The sequence below is a fragment of the Embleya scabrispora DSM 41855 genome (assembly GCF_000372745.1).
GTDB classification, from domain to species: Bacteria; Actinomycetota; Actinomycetes; order Streptomycetales; family Streptomycetaceae; genus Embleya; species Embleya scabrispora.
On the sequence record NZ_KB889585.1, the window covers coordinates 96,655 to 111,763 of the forward strand.

The window sequence follows — 15,109 nt, forward strand, 5'->3', positions numbered from 1 at the left end:
TAACAATGTTGTCATTGATAACTTGGCATCGAATGTGCGCAGTGTCAACATGGGGTTGGATCGAACGGAGAACCATGGCAAGCGAGCAAGCCGCCGGCACCTCGGGTCGTCGCGGATACCACCACGGCGACCTGCGCAACGCGCTGACCGAGGCGGCGGTGGAACGGGCCCGGGCGGGAGGCCCGCAGGCGATCGTGTTGCGCGAAACGGCGCGCGCGAGCGGCGTGTCCTCCACCGCCGCCTACCGGCACTTCGCCAACCATCACGAGTTGGTTGTGGCGGTCAAGGATCGTGGCCTGGCGATGCTCGCGGCGACGATGCGGGCCGAGTTGGCCGCGGGCGAGCCGTGTCCCGATCCGGGGGACGAGGCGCTGCGTCGGCTGCGCGCCGCGGGGCTGGGCTACGTGCGCTTCGCGTTCGCCGAGCCCGGCCTGTTCCGGACCATCTTCCACGGAGTCACCGAGGGCGACCCGATGATCGGTCGTCGGCAGGCGGCTGCCGCCGCGGGTGACGGCGAGGGGCATCTGCCCGGCACGCCGGACGAGTCGGAGGAGTCCTACACGCTGATGTCCCAGGCGTTGGACGAACTGGTCGTGCTCGGCCGGCTCCCGGCCGAGCGCCGCAAGTACTCGGACGTGGTGATGTGGTCCGCCGTGCACGGCCTGAGCGTGCTGCTGCTGGACACCGAACTGGCCCATCTCCCGGACGAGATCAAGGCGGACATCGTCCGGCGCGGCATCGACGTGGCGCTGAACGGCCTGTGAGGCCGGTTGCGGCCGTCCCCCATTAGGTCTCGTCCGACGGGCGCGGGCGGTCGCCCGCTCCCAGGATCGAAGGCATGAGCGCCGACTTCGCAACCAGGACCGCCATCGTCACCGGTGCCGCCTCGGGCATCGGTGCCGCGATCGCCCGCCGACTCGCCGCCGACGGCGCGAACGTCGTGGTCGCCGACCTCGACGACGTCGGCGCCGCTCGCGTCGCCGCCGAGATCGCCGAGGCCGGCGGCATCGCTCGGGGCATGCGGGTGGACGTGGCCGAGCCGGAGTCGTGCGCGGCGCTCGTGCGTGCGGCGGTGGAGGTGTTCGGCGGGCTGCACCTCGCGGTGAACAACGCGGGCATCACCGGCCCGCACGCGCACACCGGCGAGTACCCGACGGACGGCTGGCGCAGGGTGATCGACATCAACCTCGGCGGCGTCTTCTACGGGATGCGTCACCAGATCCCGGCGATGCTGGAGTGCGGTGGCGGTGCGATCGTCAACATGGCGTCGATCCTGTCCTCGGTCGGCTTCCCGAACGCGGTCGGCTACGTGGCCGCCAAACACGGCGTGCTGGGCCTGACCAAGACCGCCGCGATCGAATACGCGCAGCGCGGGATTCGGATCAACGCGGTCGGCCCGGGCTTCATCGAGACCCCGTTGCTCAAGGAATCCGACGCCGAGGCGCACGCCGCGCTGGCCCGACTGCACCCGATGGGCCGGCTCGGCACGGTCGACGAGGTGGTCGAACCGGTCGTCTTCCTGCTCTCGGATCGAGCCGCGTTCGTCACCGGCAGCTACCACCTGGTGGACGGCGGCTACACCGCGCCGTAGCTCGGGCGCGCATCTGGCGATCAGGTCCGACGACAAGGCCGCCGACATCGTCCGCGAGGCCACCGACGGCCTCGGCGCGCAGCTCGTGCTCGACTTCGCGGGCGTGCGGCCCACCGTCGACCCGGCCGCCAGGTGCGCGGCCGTGGAGAGCGACCTGACCATCGTCGGCATCGGCGGCGGCATCCTCCCGGTCGGCTTCGGCCTGCTCCCGTACGAGTGCTCGGTCGGCACGCCCTACCGGGGCACCCGCGCCGAACTGATCGAACTCATCGAGCCGGCCCGGCACGGCGCGGTGAGCGCGTATGTGGAGAAGTTCCCGCTCGAGCAGGCGCCGGATGTGTACGACCGACAGCACCACGGCCGGATCAACGGCCGCGCGGTGCTCGTCCCGGGCGCCTGATCGAAGCGCGATCGGCCGGACGGAATACCTCGCCGGGGTATTCGGTTCTGCCTGGTGTCCGAAGCCGTCACGAGCATCGCGAAAGGAGCCACCGTGACGCTGACCCTGGAGAACTACCGAGTTGCCGAGGAACTGGTCGAGCGACGCGACCCGTTGGGCGCGCTGCGCGTCCTGGAGCCGGTGCTGGAGGACGAGCGCGACAACGTGGCCGTGCAGCAACTGGCCGGCCGGGCCTACTTCCTCTCGCTCCAACTCCGCCGGGCCGAGGCGACGCTGCGCCGGGTGGTCGAGCTGGACCCGTGTGACGCGTGGGCCACGCACGCGCTCGGCCGGACCCTGGAGCGGGCCGGCCGCGGCACGGAGGCCGCGCCGTACCTGCGGCTCGCCGCGGCGATGAACCCGGAGCCGGAGTACACGGCGGCAGCGGCGAAGTACGCCGACTGAGCCGACTCAGCCCGACGAGGCGGCGGACCGACGGTCCGCCGCCTCGTCGGCGTTCCGACGAGCGAACGGCCACGTCGCCCAGGTGAGCACGAGGAGCAACTGGGCGGCCACGTACGTGGGCATCACCACCGCGTCCTGCCCCGGCACCAGGTCCACGTCGGCGATGCCCAGCGCGATCACCGCGTCCGAGAGCAGGAACAACGCACCGCCGAGACCGGTACGCCGGCCCGCACCCGCCGCGTACGCCGCCATCGCGGTGAGCAGCAGGCTGTAGCCCAGGACCGGCACCAGCAACTCGTCCAGGCCGCGCCACACCAGCGCCATCGTCGCGCCCCACGCGAGCAGGTACCCGACGGCCCGGCCCGCCGAGAGCGCGGCGCCCATGCGCCCGAAGGCCAGGAGATAGCAGACGTGCCCGACCGCGAATCCGGCCATCCCGATCATGAAGGTCGCTTCGCGGTCCACGAGCAGCCCGACATCGCCGACGAACCCACCCACCAGGGCGCCGATCGGCAGCCACGGGTCGCGCCCCGCACCGGGTCGTGCGGCCGCCCACACGAAGGCGATCAGCACCGGCATCAGCAGCGTCTTGCTCACCCAGCGGGGTCCGTCGACGCCGGCCGCGGCCAGCACCGTGTCGGTGGCGCCCAGGGTCAGGTACGCGACGAGCAGCGCGCGTGCCCTCACGCGCCGGCCCGGGCGACGGCGGGCGGCTCGGTCGTTGCGGTCGCGGGCTGCCAACCGGGTCCGCGCAGCACCCGGCCGAAGCGCACCCGCCAGGTGCCCGCGGCCCGGACGTCACGCGCGATGGCCGCGTACTCGTGGAAGGCCACCCGCAGCGGGTTGTACGTCTCGATGTTCTTGGTGAGCCCGTAGTTCACCGGCTCGCCCTCGGGCTCGAAGCTGCGGAACAGCCGGTCCCACAGGATCAGGATGCCGCCGTAGTTGCGGTCCAGGTACTGCCGGTTCGAACCGTGGTGCACGCGGTGGTGCGAAGGCGTGTTGAAGACGTACTCGATCGGCTTCCAGAGCTTGTCGATCCGCTCGGTGTGGATCCAGAACTGGTACAGCAGGTTGATCGAGAAGGATGTGACCACCATCGTCAGCGGGAAGCCGAGCAGCAACATCGGCCCGATGAACACGATGTGGTGTGCCCCGGTCCAGGTCTGTCGCAGCGCGGTGGAGAGGTTGTAGTGCCGGCTGGAGTGGTGCACGACATGGCTGGCCCACAACAGCCGGATCTCGTGCCCGGCGCGATGCTCCCAGTAGTAGAAGAAGTCCACGCCGACGATCACCAGCACCCACGCCCACCACGTGTGCTCCAGCCGCAGCGGGGTCGACTCGTGCAGCCCGTCCCAGGCGAGCACGGTCAACAACCCCCAGCCGAGCCCCGCCGCGATGCTGCCCAGGCCCATGGTCAGGCTCGTCGCGGTGTCCTTCACCGCGTACCCGCGCTCGTCGTCGTCGGGGGCGAATCGATACGACACCCACTCGACGACCAAGAGGAGGGTGAAGGCCGGAATGGCGAGCACCGTGAGGTCCATGTCTCGGACCCTACTGGCGAGTAACGCCGGGCGGAAGAGGTGATTTCCCGCTGTTTTTCCCGGTGGTGCCCGATACTCCCGGACACCACCGACGCCCCGGTCATCGCCGAAGCCCCCGGCCGCCGTCGCAGACGAGCCGGGGGCGATCGGGGGCTTCGCGGGAGACCGAGCGGGGCGGGGCCTACTTGTTCATGTTCTTGTCCGGACGCTCGCCCTTGCCGTCGAGGACCTGCATCTTGTCCCCGTCGTGCAGTTCGATGCGTTCGCGCCGGACCTCCTCGGTCACCCGCTGCTCGCCCTGCACCTTCTTGGCGACCAGCCGGATGCGCTCCACCGGGACGACGTCCTTGCGGACGACGACCCGTTCGGCGTGCAGCACGAGCTCGCGCGTGCTCTCGCGCATGTCCGGGCCCTCGAGCGCGGCACGGCGGTTGGAGCTGTCGATCGGCTCGCGGATGATCTCCCACTCCTCGTGCATCACCGGCACGACCTTGTCCACGCGCTCGGTCTCGATCACCTTGCGCAGCCTCACGCGCCCGGCCTCGACCATCTCGACGTGCACGTCCAGCCGCTCCTCGGAGCGGGTCATCGCGTCGTCGGTACCGGCCTTGGCGGTGCCCATCTCGGCCCCGGCCGCGCGGGTCGTGGTCGAGGACCGCATCCCGGCCTTGGTGTCCGCCTCCATCCCCTCCCGGCCGTGCCGACCGGTCGCGGTGCCGCCGAGCCCGGCGGCCGTCGTGGTCGAGGACGGCGTGTCGGCGCGGGCCGACGGCGGGTCGTTGGTGCGCACCGAGGGATCGTGCTTGCCGGTCAGCTCCTCGAAGCCGTTGTCCGAACCCGCGAGCTGCGACTTGGACATGTCCGCCCGTCGGTGGGTGTCGGCCGCGCCGGCGGTGCCGGCGGCTCCGGCCGCCGCCGTACCGGCTGCGTCGGTGCCGGTTCCCTGCGAGGGCTCGGTGCGGGTCATGCCGCTGGACGGCGTGACGCTGTAGTGGCGGTAGAGGCGGGCCTCCTCCTCCGGCGAGAGGTGCTCGTCGGTGCCCAGGCTCGGCGCCTCCTTGACGAGTTCCTTGTCGAAGGGCACACGCAGGTCGTCGCCCTGCATGTCGGCAGGGCCCAGCGGCACGAAGCTCTCTCGTCCGCCGAACATGCCGGTCTTGACGGTGACCCATTCCGGCTCGCCGGTGCGGTCGTCCAGGTACACCTGGCCGATGGTCCCGATCTTGCTGCCTTCGGAATCGACGACCTTGCGGCCGATCAGTTCCTGCGGGGTGACATTCGTCTTCACGAGCCAACGCTCCTGTTCCCGGCGTCGCGGCAAGGTGTCGCGACATGGCGGTCGTCGTGTGGGAGCTCCGTTCACCAGCAGACGGCGAATCGGCCGAAGGGACAACCGGAGGCGGCCGGGGCGGTGTCGACCGGGTGCCCGTCGCGGCGCTGTCATCTGCGGGAATACAACCGGTGCCGGCCGGTGGCGGACCGAGTGGGATTCACCCGAACGGGTGAGTGACCAACCGCGTTCGACCGGATACCGAGTCGACTGTCCGTGCTGCTCGGGACGGCTTCGGCGGCGCGCGCCCCGGGATAGGCCCATCACAATTTGTAGGCTTTCGGCATGACCATGACCATCCGCCCGGCGACGGCTCGGGATCTGCCCGGGCTGCTCGCGCTGTACGCCGAGTTCCACCCCGACGACGTGCCGCTGCCGGTCGAGGACGCCTACCTGATCTGGGCGGACATCGCCACGCAGCGTGGTCGCACGGTGCTGGTCGCGGACTTGGACGGGGACGTCGTCGGCACCGCCGACTGCGCGGTGTTGCCCAACCTCACCCGAGGCGGGCGCCCGATCATGTTCGTGGAGAACGTCGTGGTGGCGGCGACGCGCCGCAGGCAGGGCACCGGCCGCCGACTGTTGGCCGCCGCCGGCACGCTTGCCGCCGACGCGGGGTGCTACAAGCTGCAACTCCTGGCCGCGGACAGCGCCGAGGCACACGAGTTCTACCGCGCCTGCGGTTTCGAGAGCCGGGCTCAGGGCTTCCGCCGATACCTGCGGCCCGTCTCGTCGACTACCCCCTAGGGCGGGCCTGGGACGGGCCTGGAGCGGGCCGCTACCCGCCTGTGCGCCAGGGGCCGCCGAGGGAGCCCTCCGGTGGGTCGGCCGGGCCGTTGTGCAGCCAGCCGGTGCCTCGGCAGTGCGGGCAGCGGGTGCCGGCCCAGATCGTGGACACCTCGCGATGCCGGCTGCGATACACCCGGCCGGAGGTGTCCAGGCCGGTGCCCTGGCAACCCGTGCATCGGATCGCGTCGCCCGCCGTGGACTCGTCGTGTCCGGCTTCCTCCGTCACCGCGTCCCCCTTCGATCGGTGTGCGCCCGCGACCGAGCCGTATCGCGTTCCGTAGTGGGCGCGTGTACACCCAGTATTCGCGCGCCGTGCGCTCGGCGCGGGGATTCGGGACACGAAGGTTTTCGGGTCGGGTGCGCCGGAGTGCGCCGGGCCGATGCGCCGTCGGCCCGGGCCGCGGCGCATCGGGATCGGGTCGGCCGGGGTGCGTATTGCAATCCCTTTGCCCGATTGTTTCGCTACGTTGGAAAGAAATAATCTCCGAAATGACACGCGCAGCTCGGATCGTGGATACAGTTTTCGATCGAATTGTCGAGTGCCGGCAGGGGCAATTCGGACGGCCATTTCCACGATGATATTATTGCGCCGATCGGTGTGCGGGACGACAACAGCTCGGGAGCAAGGCGATGGGCGTAGAAAGCGCCTTGGTCGAAAATAATGCGACCGAGGTCATGGGGAATACCGATCCGGAAATGTCGCAAAAAAGGCCGTGGTATCGGCCGGACGCGCGCAGCGGATGGGCCCTGGCCGTCGTGCTGGTCCCGGCGTTGCTCCTCGGACTGGCGGCCTTCCAACGACGCTGGATCGGCGACGACGGCCTGATCTTCGTCCGCGTCTCGCAGCAGATCCTGGACGGCAACGGGCCCAACTTCAACGTGGGCGAGCGCGCCGAGGCGGCGACGTCCACGCTGTGGCCGTGGCTGCTCGCGCTGGTCGGCGGGGTGACCGGGATCGACCTGGTCGCCGTCGCGGTGTACGGCTCACTGGTGTGCGCGGTGGCCGGCCTGGCGATCGCCACGACGGGCACCAGGCGGCTGTATCGCGACCTCCCGGGTGGCGGGTGGCCGCTGCCCGCCGGGGCGCTGGTGATCGCCGCGCTGCCGCCGTTCTGGGACTTCGCCACGTCCGGCCTGGAGATGGGGCTGATCTTCGTCTGGCTGGGCACGAGTTGGTCGCTGCTGGCCCGGCTGGACCGGGACAGCTCCTTCGCGCGCCAGGCGTGGACCTCGTTCGCGCTCGGCATGGGCGTGCTGGTGCGGCCCGACCTGGCGCTGGGCACGATCGTGTTCGCGGTGGCCGCCTGGCTGCTGCTGCGGCCGACCCGCAAGCGGTTGGCCGTGCTCGCGCTGTGCGGCGGCCTGCTCCCGGTGCTCTACCAGATCTTCCGGATGGGCTACTACGGCGTTCTGTTGCCCAACACGGCGATAGCCAAGGAGGGCACCAAGACCGACGTCGGTCGCGGCTGGACCTACTTCGAGGACTACGCGAGCCCGTACAACATCTGGGCGCCGCTGCTGCTCACCGTGGTGGCGGTGGGTCTGTTGGTCACCGTGGGCCGCTCGGTCGGCGACTTCGAGCGCTACCGGATCCGGGTGCTGACCGCGACCGCGCTGGTCGTGGGCACGGTGCTGCTCGGCTACGTGATCGTGGTCGGCGGCGACTTCATGCACGCCCGGCTGCTGCTGCCCGGCACGTTCGCGTTCCTGCTGCCGGTCCTGGTGCTGCCGCTGCAGCGGTTGTACGCGAGCACCGCCGCGGGGTTGGCCGTGTGGTCGGTGGTCTGCGCGGCCTCGATGCGCGTGCCGTACCAGGGCTTCGGTCCGCAGAACATCGAGGACACCCGCGCGTGGTACGTGACCTGGACCGGCGAGCGGAACCCGGTCACCTCGAAGGCATACCGGGACGCGTTCGTGAAGCGGCTCGAAGGCGTCGGCACGGAGTGGAGGACGGACACCGCCACGCCCGGCGCGCAGTTCGTCTACCTGACCTACTACCACGAGCCCGACAAGTTCTGGATGTTGAACTTCGACTTCCGCTCCGCGCCGCTCAAGTACCACGTCCCGGTCACCGACTCGGTGGTCTACGGCGCGCTCGGGCAGCCCGCGGTCCTGGTGCCCACCTCGGGGCTGGCGATCGACATCTTCGGTCTGGCCAATCCGCTCGGCGCGCACCTGGACCTCGACTACCGGACCCGGTCCGGGCACGACAAGCTGACCTACATCGAATGGATTCTGGCCGACTTCACCCAGCCGGGTACCCGACTGGACATGCGCAACGTCGATCCGGCCAAGGTCGAGGCGGCCCGGCGGGCTTTGAACTGCGGCGGTATTCGCGAACTTCAGGAAGCGACCCGTGAGCCCATGTCGGTATCGCGATTCTGGAAGAACCTCATCGGGTCGCCGAAGCGGAACTCGATGCGGATTCCGACGAATCCGATCGACGCGGAGAAGAAGTACTGCCGCTGAGCGAGCCGGCGGGCAGTCGGTACACGCCCGCCGCCAACGGCTCGACCAGACCGTCCGCGACCAGCCCGTCCAGCGCCCGTGCGCGTTGGACGGGCTCGTCCCACACCGCGTCCAACGCGGCCTGGGAAACCGGTCCGGCGCTTTCCCGCAGCACCGCGAGCAAGCGACCGCGGACCTGGCGGTCGGTTCCCGCGTAGGTCTGGCCGCGCCGGGGCGGCCCCTCGTACGCGGGCTTGCCCGCCAGCCGCCACGCGCACAGCGCGGCGATCGGGCAGCCCACGCACTTGGCCGACTTCGCGGTGCACACCAGCGCGCCGAGTTCCATGATCGCCACCGCCCAGGTCGCGGCGCGTTCCGCGGCGGCGGGCAACAGCGTGGTCGCGGTGCGCCGCTCGGCCGGCGTGGTGGCCTGCGGCGGGTACTCGACGCCGTCGATCGCCCGGCCGATCACCCGGCGCACGTTGGTGTCCAGCACGATGTGCCGCTGCCGGAAGGCGAACGAGGCGATGGCCGCGGCGGTGTACTCGCCGACGCCCGGCAGCGCCAGCAGATCCGAGTGTGCGGACGGGACTTCGCCGTCGTGGCGCTCGACCATCGCGACGGCTGCGCCGTGCAGCCGCAGCGCGCGGCGCGGGTAGCCGAGCCGACCCCACATCCGCACCGCCTCGCCCGGCTCGTCGGCGGCCAGCGCGGCCGGCGTGGGCCAGCGGGTCAGCCAGGCTTCGTAGACCGGCAACACCCGCGCCACGGGAGTCTGTTGCAGCATGAACTCGCTGACCACGACCGCCCACGCGGATGCGTCGGGGGTCCGCCAGGGCAAATCGCGTTGATTGGCCGAATACCAGTCCAGGATCGGCTCGTGCAGTGCGTGTGACATCTCTCCCCGATCCTCGCACGTTACGGGAGGTCACTCGGGCGAGTGACGGTGGCTTCTGCCCGTAAATGCCGGAATAAGCCTGCGACCAGGGCTTCTTCGGTCGCGACACGGCAGGAAATTCCAACGCTTTCGACGGTGTGGCTACACCGGACGGCGTAACGATCTCCCCTAGAGTTTGCGCGTGGACTCGATGCGCCGTCCCGTGGGTCACCTGCCGTCAACCGTGTATTGGCGACGGCGGGTCGTCGTGCTGCTCGCCCTCGCGCTGTTGATCGCGCTGGTGGCCTGGGCATGCACTGCCGGTGGGGACTCCGACGACAAGAAGAACGCCTCGGACAAGAAGCCGATCGCGTCCGGATCGGCCTCGCCCGATCCGAGCGCCATCACACCGGGGGCCAACCCGACCAACGGCGCAAACCCGCCGATCCCGGGCGGCGGTACCGGCACGCCCGGCGCGGGCACCTCCGGCGCGTCGGCGGGCACGGCCGGCCAGCCCGGCGGGCAACCGGGCCAGAGCTCCGGGCAGTCCGCGGGTACGGCCGGCAGCGGCGGTACGACGCCCGGGGGCGGCAAGGCCGCGCCGAACGGTGGCATCTGGTGCACGCCGAGCATGATCCGGGTGCAGATCCAGCCGGTGGAGTCCGGCAAGAGCGCGTACAACGCCTCGCAGAACGTGGCGCTCAAGGTGATCGTCACCAACCGGACCGGGCCGACCTGCTACGTCGACCTCGCGCCGAGCCGCGCCTACATCGAGGTGCTCTCCGGCAACGACCGGCTGTGGAGTTCGGCCGACTGCGCGGCCGGTGCGGCCACCGATCTGCGCCAGTTGCAGCAGGGCGACGCCCAGGCCGTGTCGATCACCCGGGACTGGGCCTGGACCCGTTCCAACGCCGGGCAGTGCGCCATCAACGGCGGGCAGACCAAGGCCGCTCCCGCGGACAAGGCGGCCTACCGCGCCAAGGGCACGCTGGCAGGCCTGGAGCCGTCCGGCGAGTTCGTGTTCACCGCGACGGTGGGCAAGTAGCGGGACGATCCGCATCGAGCACGAGAAGGGGCCCCGGCGCACGCGCCGGGGCCCCTTCTCGTGTCCGTACGACCGCGGTTACACGTAGCGCTCCAGGATCGAGGACTCGGCGAGTCGGGACAGGCCCTCGCGCACGCTGCGTGCCCGGGCCTCGCCGACGCCGTCCACGGCCTGGAGGTCGTCGACGCTGGCCGCGAGCAGCTTCTGCAGGCCGCCGAAGTGCTCCACGAGCCGCTCGATCACCACGGGTGGGAGTCGGGGGACCTTGGCGAGCAGTCGGTAGCCGCGCGGGCTGACCGCGGAGTCGAGCACCTCGTGGCCCGACGTGAAGCCGAGTGCGCGGGCCACCGTCTGCAGATCGAGCAGATCCGCGTGCGCGAGACCGTCGAGCTCGGCGAGCACGTCGGCCTCGGTCCGGCCGCGCTTGATCGCCCGCTCGGGCACGTAGTCGCGGGCGACCAGCTTGCGGTCGTCCTCGACGCCCGCGATCAGCTCTTCGAGCTGCAACGAGAGCAGTCGGCCGTCGACGCCCAACTCGGTGACGTAGCCGTCGATCTCACGGGCGATCAGGCGCACCATCTCCAGTCGCTGGGACACCGCGCACACGTCCCGCACGGTGACCAGGTCCTCGATTTCCAGCGCGGACAGCGTGCCCGACACCTCGTCGAGCCGGAGCTTGTACCGCTCCAGGGTGGCCAACGCCTGGTTGGCTCGGGACAGGATCGCCGCCGAGTCCTCCAGCACGTGTCGCTTGCCGTTGACGTAGAGCGCGATCAGGCGCATGGACTGGCTCACCGAGACCACCGGGTAGCCGGTCTGCTTGTTGACCCGCTCGGCGGTGCGGTGCCGGGTGCCGGTCTCCTCCGTCGGAATCGACGGGTCCGGGACGAGCTGGACGCCCGCTCGGACGATCTTCGTGCACTCGCGGTCGACCACGACGCCGCCGTCGAGCTTGCACAGCTCGCGCAGCCGGGTCGCGGAGAACTCGACGTCGAGCACGAAGCCGCCCGTGGAAAGCGCCTCCACCGCCTTGTCGAAGCCAAGCACGATCAGGCCGCCCGTGTTGCCCCGGAGAATGCGCTCCAGGCCGTCGCGCAGGGCGGTGCCCGGGGCCACGGATTGCAGCGCGGCCCTCACGAGGGCCGCGTCGGCACTCGTGCCCTTGTCGGTCCGGTCATTCGTAGCCACAGAACTCCCCGTGGTCGTTGCCATCCTCGGCCGGCCATCGGCCGTCACCCGGGCATTTGCTCCGGTATGCACGGCCGGGAGCGCCTCAGGACCTGCGGTCGACACAGGTCGGCCGCTACGTCGGAAGATCGGTGGAAAAGTCTAGTGCCTCCCGGCCGCCGACCGGTCGCCTTATCCGGCCCGAAGCCGTGTTTCGGCACAGGTCGCGCATGCCGTTCCGCTTGTCGAGTATCTCCGAGGCGACGCTTGGTCACTCCTCGGGGCACCTGAAAGTTGCCGGCCGGCATCGCGCGGTCCGGCCGGCGTCCCGTCGAGGTCCGCTCCGGGCGGGCCCGCGGCGGGCCCGCTCACTCGCGGTCGGCCTTGCGCTCGCGGTGCGAGACCAGGTTGAACGCGCGCAGTGCCTCACGGATGTCGGCCACCTCGATCACCTTCATGCCCTTGGGGATCTTGCCCGGATCGGGCGGCACCAGCGCGTGCGTGAAGCCGAGCCGGAACGCCTCGGCCAGTCGGCGCTGCACGCCGGTGGTCCGGCGAATCTCGCCGGCGAGGCCGACCTCGCCGATCGCGACCAGCTTGGACGGCAGCGGGTGGTCGGCGGCGGCGCCCGCGAGCGCCAGGGCCGCGGCCAGGTCGGCGGCCGGCTCGGTGAGCTTCACCCCGCCGACGGTGGCGGTGTGGATCTCGGTCTTCTCCAGGCGCACCCCGCCGCGCCGCTCCAGGACTGCGAGCACCATGCCCATCCGGGCCGAGTCGAGCCCCGAGGTGGCCCGGCGCGGGGTGGGGATCTGGGACGGCGCCACCAACGCCTGCACCTCGACCACGAGCGGGCGCTTGCCCTCCAGGGTCACCGTGACGCACGTGCCGGAGACCGGTTCCTGGCGCTGGGTCAGAAACAGGCCGCTGGGGTCGGTCAGGCCGGTGATGCCCTCGTCGTGCAGCTCGAAGCAGCCGACCTCGTCCGCCGTGCCGTAGCGGTTCTTGATCGCGCGGACCAGGCGCAGCCGGGCGTGTCGGTCGCCCTCGAAGTGCAGCACGACGTCGACCAGGTGCTCCAGCAGGCGCGGGCCGGCGATCGAGCCGTCCTTGGTGACGTGGCCGACCAGGACGGTGGCGATGTTGCGTTCCTTGGCGATGCGGATCAGCGCGCCGGTGACCTCGCGGATCTGCGACACGCCGCCGGGGGCGCCGTCGATCGCGGGCGAGGCGATGGTCTGCACCGAGTCGACCACGAGCAGCGCGGGTTTGACCGCGTCCACGTGGCTGATCAGCGCGGCGAGGTCGGTCTCGGCGGCGAGGTAGAGCTCCTCGTTCAGGGCGTCGATCCGACCCGCGCGCAGCCGGACCTGGGCGGCGGACTCCTCACCGGTGATGTAGAGCGTGCGCGCGGCCGGCGAGGCGGATTTGCTGGCCACGTCCAGCAGCAGGGTGGACTTGCCGACGCCGGGCTCGCCCGCGAGCAGCACGACCGCGCCCGGGACCAGGCCGCCGCCGAGCACGCGGTCCAGCTCCTCGACGCCGGTCGAGCGGAACTTGGCCGCCTGGACGTCGATCCGGCCGATCGGCAGCGCGGCGGTGGTGACCGGTCCGGCGACGATCGAGCGGGCCTTGGGCGCGCCGAACTCCTCGACCGTGCCCCATGCGTGGCACTCGTTGCAGCGACCCAGCCATTTCGGCCCGGTCCAGCCGCATTCGGTGCAGCGGTACGACGGGCGATCCTTCGTGGTGGTCCTGGCCATGCCAGGAACGTTAACGGCCCGCGCCGACATCGATCACCGGCGGCCGGTCGGCCGCCGATCGATCATGGTCGGAATGTCTTGATCCTGTCACCGAGCCGGCAAAGCGATGGTGACCATGGGGCGTTCTCCCTACCGTGGGGCGGCATGGCGGGTGGGGACGTTGCGGGGCAGGGATCCGGTACGGCGGACGTGACGGGCGCGGCGCCCGACGCCGTCGCTTTGTACGACGCCCACGGTGACGCCCTGTTCGGGTTCTGCGTGGCGCTGGGGTACGAGCCGGGGGTCGCGGCGCGGGCGGTGCGCGCGACGCTGGCGGCGGCGCCCGAGCGGATCCGCGCGCTGCGCGAGCCGAGCCGGGCCCGGGCGCTGCTGTACGGCCTGGCGCGCGTCGAGTGCGCCCGGGAGGCGGTCGACCGGCGTGGGCCCGGGGTGGTCGAGCAGGTGTTGGCCGCGGGCGGAGCGGTGTGGTCCGTGCCCGATCGGCAGCGGCTGGTGCCCCTGGTCCGGTACGCGTTGTGGGCGGTGGACGAGGTCGAGCGGATCGTGCTGGACCTGTCCGTGCGGCATCGCCTGCGCGATCGGGAACTGGCCGATGTGCTGGCGCTGTCCGAGCGGCGGGTGGAACGGGCACTGAGCCGCGCCGGGGAACAGTTCGAGCACGCGCTCGCGGTGTACGCGGTGGCCACGCACGCGCGGCGGGACTGCCCCGAACTCGCGCTGCTGCTGCCGGACGCGGGCGCGGCGGTGGAGGCGTCGCTGCGCCAACCCCTGTACCTGCACGTCGACTCGTGCCCGGACTGCGTGGCGCTGCGGCCGGGGGAGGTGGACGCGCGGGCGGTGTTGGCCGCCGCGGTCCCGCCCGCGGCGCCGTACTCGATCCGGACCGAGCTGTTCGCGGCCGGGACGAGCGGCGCCGGTGGGCCGGTGGATCGGAGCGGTTTCCCGAAGGGGATGGGCCGGCCCCGCTCGCGGGTTCCGGTCGTGGTGGGGGGTGCGGTGGCCGTGGCGCTGGTGCTCGGCCTGGCCGTGCTGGTGCGACCGGGCGACGGGGACGCGGGCTCGCCGGTCGCGCGGGGTTCGGCCCAGGCTCCGGATCAGCCGGTGATCATTCATCCGCCCGAGGTGCCCACGCACGCGCCGAGTGTCGCGCCGTCGAGGCCGACCGGGTCGAGCGCGCCGACCGCGGTGCCGAGTACGCGCGCCGGTAGTGCGAAGCCCACCGCCCGCAGCAGCAGGAGCGCCAAGCCCCCGGCGGCCGGCCCCGCGTCGGCGGCCGGGCTGCCGGCGAACCGGCCGCGGTCGATGGAGACGACGCAGGGCAATCCGGCGCCGCGGGGCACCCTCGCGTGGTCGCGCACATCGGTGGACCTCGACGCGGGCGGTGCCGCGCAGACCGTCCGGCTCACCGCGACCGGTGGCCCGGTCACGTGGTCCGTGGCCGTGTCGGAAAACGATTGGCTCACGGTGAGTCCGAATTCCGGAACGTTGGCCAATGGCCAGTCGATCTCGATCACGATCTCGGCAAATGCGGACAGCGCACCGACCGCCGCGTGGGCGGTCACTCTTTCGGCGCAGCCGACGGGTGTTTCGCTCGTGGTCCACGGCGCGAGTCGTCGCGTGGATGTTCGATGAAGGAATGCGGCCAAAGGTGACGGATATTCACTCGAAAGTATGATTGTCGACCTCGAAAGGCGTATGAAAGTGCAAATCACCT

At 71.1% G+C, this 15,109-nt stretch carries 15 protein-coding genes; 8 read left to right on the forward strand and 7 right to left on the reverse strand.

The features are described from left to right. Positions 1-74: 74 nt before the first annotated feature. From A3IC_RS0108365 to A3IC_RS0108380, 4 genes are all read left to right on the forward strand, one after another. On the forward strand, positions 75-764 hold the full coding sequence (locus A3IC_RS0108365; RefSeq protein ID WP_020549611.1) for a TetR/AcrR family transcriptional regulator: 690 nt from the start codon (positions 75-77) through the stop codon (positions 762-764). Between the two features lie 74 nt (positions 765-838). Next, positions 839-1,591: an SDR family NAD(P)-dependent oxidoreductase gene (locus tag A3IC_RS0108370; protein ID WP_020549612.1), complete on the forward strand. Its 753-nt coding sequence runs from the start codon at positions 839-841 to the stop codon at positions 1,589-1,591. Positions 1,592-1,604: 13 nt separating this feature from the next. Further along, entirely contained in the window at positions 1,605-1,991 is a 387-nt protein-coding gene (locus A3IC_RS53185; RefSeq protein ID WP_425387320.1) for a zinc-binding dehydrogenase, read from the forward strand. 93 nt (positions 1,992-2,084) lie between these two features. Beyond that, the gene (locus A3IC_RS0108380; protein ID WP_026218015.1) at positions 2,085-2,435 is read left to right on the forward strand and encodes a tetratricopeptide repeat protein; all 351 of its coding nucleotides are present in this window, start codon (positions 2,085-2,087) and stop codon (positions 2,433-2,435) included. Positions 2,436-2,441: 6 nt separating this feature from the next. Here A3IC_RS0108380 and A3IC_RS53190 read toward each other — a convergent pair whose 3' ends face one another. The 3 genes from A3IC_RS53190 to A3IC_RS0108395 form a co-directional block, all read right to left on the reverse strand. Then, positions 2,442-3,122, reverse strand: coding sequence for a lysoplasmalogenase (locus A3IC_RS53190; RefSeq protein ID WP_052173292.1), 681 nt, complete (start codon positions 3,120-3,122; stop codon positions 2,442-2,444). Then, on the reverse strand, positions 3,119-3,979 hold the full coding sequence (locus tag A3IC_RS0108390) for a sterol desaturase family protein (RefSeq protein ID WP_020549616.1): 861 nt from the start codon (positions 3,977-3,979) through the stop codon (positions 3,119-3,121). Before A3IC_RS0108390 ends, A3IC_RS53190 begins: the two co-directional genes overlap by 4 nt. Positions 3,980-4,160: 181 nt before the next feature. Then, complete coding sequence (locus tag A3IC_RS0108395; RefSeq protein ID WP_026218016.1) at positions 4,161-5,267, reverse strand: DUF2382 domain-containing protein; 1,107 nt, start codon at positions 5,265-5,267, stop codon at positions 4,161-4,163. A 327-nt stretch (positions 5,268-5,594) separates the two neighbouring features. On the opposite strand from A3IC_RS0108395, the gene A3IC_RS0108400 reads away from it, so the two are divergent. Then, complete coding sequence (locus A3IC_RS0108400) at positions 5,595-6,056, forward strand: GNAT family N-acetyltransferase (RefSeq protein WP_020549618.1); 462 nt, start codon at positions 5,595-5,597, stop codon at positions 6,054-6,056. Positions 6,057-6,087: 31 nt separating this feature from the next. Here the strand turns inward: A3IC_RS0108400 and A3IC_RS0108405 are convergent, their stop codons facing one another. Then, positions 6,088-6,324, reverse strand: coding sequence for a hypothetical protein (locus tag A3IC_RS0108405; protein WP_020549619.1), 237 nt, complete (start codon positions 6,322-6,324; stop codon positions 6,088-6,090). Between the two features lie 470 nt (positions 6,325-6,794). Here A3IC_RS0108405 and A3IC_RS53195 point away from each other — a divergent pair, with 470 nt between their 5' ends. Then, on the forward strand, positions 6,795-8,567 hold the full coding sequence (locus tag A3IC_RS53195; RefSeq protein ID WP_052173274.1) for an arabinofuranosyltransferase AftB family protein: 1,773 nt from the start codon (positions 6,795-6,797) through the stop codon (positions 8,565-8,567). On the opposite strand, the gene A3IC_RS0108415 is transcribed toward A3IC_RS53195, so the two are convergent. Then, positions 8,491-9,444 (reverse strand): HhH-GPD family protein, encoded by a 954-nt coding sequence (locus A3IC_RS0108415; protein ID WP_020549621.1) that lies wholly within the window; start codon positions 9,442-9,444, stop codon positions 8,491-8,493. The genes A3IC_RS53195 and A3IC_RS0108415 overlap by 77 nt on opposite strands. A 181-nt stretch (positions 9,445-9,625) precedes the next feature. Between A3IC_RS0108415 and A3IC_RS66680 the strand changes: the two genes are divergently transcribed. Next, positions 9,626-10,468, forward strand: a complete 843-nt coding sequence (locus A3IC_RS66680) for a hypothetical protein (RefSeq protein WP_020549622.1) — start codon at positions 9,626-9,628, stop codon at positions 10,466-10,468. Positions 10,469-10,546: 78 nt separating this feature from the next. On the opposite strand, the gene disA is transcribed toward A3IC_RS66680, so the two are convergent. Both disA and radA read right to left on the reverse strand, forming a co-directional pair. Next, the gene (gene disA, locus A3IC_RS0108425) at positions 10,547-11,656 is read right to left on the reverse strand and encodes a DNA integrity scanning diadenylate cyclase DisA (RefSeq protein WP_020549623.1); all 1,110 of its coding nucleotides are present in this window, start codon (positions 11,654-11,656) and stop codon (positions 10,547-10,549) included. A 347-nt stretch (positions 11,657-12,003) separates the two neighbouring features. Next, positions 12,004-13,395 (reverse strand): DNA repair protein RadA, encoded by a 1,392-nt coding sequence (gene radA / locus A3IC_RS0108430; RefSeq protein WP_020549624.1) that lies wholly within the window; start codon positions 13,393-13,395, stop codon positions 12,004-12,006. Positions 13,396-13,539: 144 nt separating this feature from the next. Here radA and A3IC_RS72435 point away from each other — a divergent pair, with 144 nt between their 5' ends. Further along, the gene (locus A3IC_RS72435; RefSeq protein ID WP_158695854.1) at positions 13,540-15,027 is read left to right on the forward strand and encodes a BACON domain-containing protein; all 1,488 of its coding nucleotides are present in this window, start codon (positions 13,540-13,542) and stop codon (positions 15,025-15,027) included. Positions 15,028-15,109 lie beyond the last annotated feature (82 nt).